Source organism: Nocardia sp. NPDC004722 (genome assembly GCF_053601505.1).
Genome location: NZ_JBSGBY010000702.1, coordinates 1 through 4,063, shown reverse-complemented (window position 1 = coordinate 4,063; position 4,063 = coordinate 1). Strand labels below are relative to the sequence as shown.

The 4,063-nt window shown below is 70.4% G+C and carries 4 protein-coding genes; 1 reads left to right on the top strand and 3 read right to left on the bottom strand.

The window, feature by feature from the left end; translation table 11 throughout:
• Positions 1 to 71: 71 nt before the first annotated feature.
• Genes dhaL through ACWELQ_RS40155 form a run of 3 tightly spaced genes read right to left on the bottom strand, consistent with a single transcriptional unit; the run spans position 72 to position 2,462 of the window.
• Positions 72 to 689, bottom strand: a complete 618-nt coding sequence (gene dhaL, locus ACWELQ_RS40165; protein ID WP_452402235.1) for a dihydroxyacetone kinase subunit DhaL — start codon at positions 687 to 689, stop codon at positions 72 to 74.
• Positions 689 to 1,690, bottom strand: a complete 1,002-nt coding sequence (dhaK, locus tag ACWELQ_RS40160; RefSeq protein ID WP_452402234.1) for a dihydroxyacetone kinase subunit DhaK — start codon at positions 1,688 to 1,690, stop codon at positions 689 to 691. Before dhaK ends, dhaL begins: the two co-directional genes overlap by 1 nt.
• 43 nt (positions 1,691 to 1,733) lie before the next feature.
• Positions 1,734 to 2,462: a hypothetical protein gene (locus ACWELQ_RS40155; protein ID WP_452402233.1), complete on the bottom strand. Its 729-nt coding sequence runs from the start codon at positions 2,460 to 2,462 to the stop codon at positions 1,734 to 1,736.
• Between the two features lie 111 nt (positions 2,463 to 2,573).
• On the opposite strand from ACWELQ_RS40155, the gene ACWELQ_RS40150 reads away from it, so the two are divergent.
• Positions 2,574 to 4,001 carry a TerD family protein gene (locus tag ACWELQ_RS40150; protein WP_452402232.1) on the top strand — a complete coding sequence of 476 codons (1,428 nt, stop codon included), beginning with the start codon at positions 2,574 to 2,576 and terminating at the stop codon, positions 3,999 to 4,001.
• Positions 4,002 to 4,063 lie beyond the last annotated feature (62 nt).

Sequence of the window (4,063 nt, the reverse complement as noted above, 5' to 3'; positions counted from 1 at the left end):
CCACCGCCGCGTCGGCCAGCGCCCGGCTGTGCGACACCACCACCAACCCGATCACCGTGCCACCCGCCCGATCACGACAGAGCCGATCGGGCGGCCGCGACCAGCAGCGCCGCGCTCGTCGCACCCGGATCCTGGTGGCCCGCACTGCGTTCGCCGAGATAGGAGGCCCGGCCCTTGCGCGCCACCAACGGCGTGGTCGCGTTCCGTCCGGCCTCGGCCGCAGCCACCGCCGCGTCCAGCGCCGCCGTGGCGTCCATCCCGCCCGCCACCGCCTCGTCCAACGCGTCGGCGGCCGGAGCGAGGGCATCGACCATGGTCTTGTCCCCGAGCTCGGCCTTGCCGCGCGCGATCACGCCGTCCAGTCCGGCCCGGAAGCCGTGCGCGAAATCGGCCGGTGTCGAACCGCTTTCGACCGCACCGGCGAAGCGCAGGAAGAAGGTGCCGTACAGCGGACCGCTCGCGCCGCCGATGGTGCGGATCAGCACCATCGCCGTCTGCTTGGCCGCGTCCGCGGCTGTCGCGGGCGTCGAATCATCCAGGGCCGCAACCGCCGCCGTCATGCCGCGCCGCATGTTCGTGCCGTGGTCGGCGTCACCGATGGCGGCATCGAGGGCGGTCAACTCCGTGGCGTGCGCGTCGATCGATGTCGCGAATTCCCGCACCCACGTGGCGATGTCCACGCTCGCCATCAGATGCCCCACCGCAGCGCGGGCGTCCGCACCGGCGCGTCCCACAGGGCCGTCAGCTCGTCGTCCAACCTGGTCAGGGTGATCGAGCAGCCCGCCATATCGAGCGAGGTGATGTACGACCCGACCAGCGACCGCTCGATCCGAAGGCGATGCCCGCCGAGGATCCGCGCCACCTCGTCGAACATCAGATACAGCTCGAGCAGGGGAGTGGCGCCCATGCCGTTGACGAAGCACAGCACCCGATCCCCCTGCGCGAAAGGCAGATCCGCGAGGATCGGTTCCAACAGCAGCTCGGCGATATCGCGCGCGGGGGCGACCGGCAGCCGCAGCCGACCCGGCTCACCGTGGATGCCGATGCCGATCTCCATCTCGTGCTCACCGAGTTCGAAGGTCGGATGCCCGACCGCAGGAACGGTGCACGAGGTCAGCGCCATCCCCATGCTGCGCGAATTCGCGTTCACCGTCTCGGCGATCCGCGCCACCTCGGCCAGCGGGCGGCCCTGCTCGGCGGCCGCGCCCGCCATCTTCTCCAGGATCACCGTCGCGCCCACCCCGCGCCGACCCGCCGTGTACGTGCTGTCCTGCACCGCCACATCGTCGTTCACCACCACCGACCGCACCTCGGTGCCGGTCTCGGCCGCCGCCAGTTCGGCGGCCATCTCGAAGTTCATGACGTCGCCGGTGTAGTTCTTCACGATGTGCAGCACCCCGGCCCCGGCATCCACGGCGGCGGTTGCGGCCTGGATCTGATCGGGCACCGGCGAGGTGAAGATCTCCCCCGGACAGGCCGCGTCCAGCATGCCGAGCCCGACGAAACCGCCGTGCAGCGGCTCGTGCCCGGAACCACCGCCGGAGAGCAATCCCACCTTGCCGGGCACCGGCGCGTCGGCGCGGACCACGATGCGCTGCTTCACATCCACCCGCAGCTCGGGATGCGCGGCGGCCATGCCCGCCAGCGCGGCATCCACCACCTCGGCCGGATCGTTGATGAGCTTCTTCACCGAATTCTCCCGTCGCCAGGCCGGTTCGCGGTCTCCCGCGAGCTTATTCGGGCTCCTCCAGGGTGCGGGCCAACTCGATGTCGGTCACCAACTGCACCATCAGATCTCGCAGTTCACAGTCGGGCAGATGGTCGGCGGCGAACTCGAAGGGCTCCGACACGTCGAGCCCGCCCTGGGTCGCGGCCAGGATCACCCACGGAATCCCGACATCGGCCACACCCAGCCGCTCCCGGATCAAATCGGTGGTGTCGTCCATCAGCCCGTTGCGCGCCGCCACCGCCGCCGTCATCTGCTCGTCGAGTTCCACCCGGCGCAGCTCCAGCAGGCCCGCGTCCGCGCTGATCTCCTGCGCGGGCGTGGTGCGCACCGAACCGTCGTCGTAGACCTGGTAGCCCTCGTTCACGCAGATGGTGCCCAACTTCACCTCGGCGTCGGCCAATTCGGGCAGCGTGCGCAGGCAGTCCAGCACCGCGTCCAGCGCGGCCACCAGCCGGTCGCGAATATCGCGGCGCCGCACCAGCTCCCGCTCCGCGTCCTCACGCTCGGACAGCACCTGCTCGACCGCCCGGCCGATCTGGAAGGCCATGGCCGTGGAGGCCGGGGCCCAGCCGCCGCGCGGCACGAACTCGTCCTCCCTGGGGGTAATGGTGTCCAGGAACGCGTTCACCGCATCGAGCAGGTCGCGCAACTGTTCGCGGGACACGGCCGGATGGCGGAAGGCTCGCAGGTACTGCTCGTGCGCTTCCACGGGATCGACCTCACCGTCGCTCACGCAGCCGATACTGCCACGCCCCCGCGCCCGGGCTGCTAATCACGGCCACGGCCCGTGTCGCGGAGTTCTCGTAGAGTGGCAGCGAATGCAACGACAAGCGAAGGGTCGATCTTGTCCACAGTTTTGGTGAAGGGCCAGAACGGTCCCTTGAGCGTCCAGGATCTGGTGATCAGCGTGCAGGTGGCCGCGCCCGCGGACCTGTCCGCGCTGCTGGTGACCGCCGCGGGCACGGTCCGCACCGACGCCGATTTCGTCTTCTTCAACCAGCCCTCCGGCCCCGGCGTCGCCCTGCGGCCCGGTGCGCCCGGCCAGCCGCAGGTGCTGGCGGTGTCCCTCAACGCGATTCCCGCCGAGATCGACCAGCTGCGGGCCGTCATCACCCTCGACGACGCCGGTTCCAGCTTCGGACGGCTGTCCGCGCCGGTCGCGCAGGTCGCCGACGCCGCCGGAAACGTGTTGTACGAGTACCGGATCGACGGGCTCGACACCGAATCCATCGTCATCGCACTGGAGTTGTACCGGCGTCAGGGCGATTGGAAGGTCCGCGCCGTCGGCCAGGGCTACGCGGGCGGATTCGCCGCACTGGTCACCGACCACGGGGTTCAGGTGAACGAGGCCCCACAGCCCGCGGCCGCGCCCGCGGCGCCGCCGATGCCTCCGGTGACGCAAATCCCGCCCGTGTCAGAGCAGTTGGCACCGCCGCTGCCCAGCTACCAGGCGCCCGCCCCGTCCTACCCGCCGGCAGCACCGTCCTACCCGCCTGCCGCGCCGACCGAGGGTTTCGCACCGGTCGGCGGCTACCCGCCGCCCTTGCCGAACCAGGGTTATCCCCAGCCCGTCGAGCAGTACGCGCCGACCGGTGGCTACCCGCCGCCGCCCGTGGACCAGCAGCCCGCCGCCTTCCCCCCGCCGCCGGGCTACGCGCAGCCGGGCCCGGCCGATCGCGACCTGCCCAACGGGCACGCGGTCAGCCTCGTCAAGGGTCAGCGCATCAATCTGCGCAAGGAGGGCGGCGCGGCCCTCGGCTACGTGAAGATGGGCCTGGGCTGGGATCCGGTCAAGCGCGGCGGCGTCTTCGGCAACAAGACCGTGGACGTGGATCTGGACGCCTCGGTCGTGCTGTTCTCCGGGCCCAAGCCCGTCGATGTCGTCTACTACGGCAGCCTGAACTCCAAGGACGGATCCATCCGGCACCAGGGCGACAACCTGACCGGCGAGGGGGAGGGCGACGACGAGGAGATCTCGGTCGACCTGACCCGCATCGCCGACTCGGTCAACACCCTGCTGTTCATCGTGACCTCCTACAAGGGCCACACCTTCGAGCAGATCGCCAACGCCTACTGCCGTCTCGTCGACAGCGCCACCAATGCCGAACTGGCGCGCTTCACCCTGGCGGGCGGCATGCCGTTCACCGCCATGGCGATGGCGAAGATGTATCGCACCGCGCCGGGCGCGGATTGGAAGCTGGAAGCCCTCGGCGAGGGCTTCCAGGCCAAGCATCCCGGCGAGGCGTTGCCGCAGCTGGCCCGGTTCGTCTAGGGCTCCGCTCGTCGAGGGAACGGCAGCGGGCTGCCGCGGCCGCAGCGCCACCACTTCGAGGT

What these genes read in the sequence shown, in the direction of transcription:
- dhaL (WP_452402235.1), bottom strand. Translation starts at nt 689, where the DNA reads ATGGCGAGCGTGGACATCGCCACGTGGGTGCGGGAATTCGCGACATCG.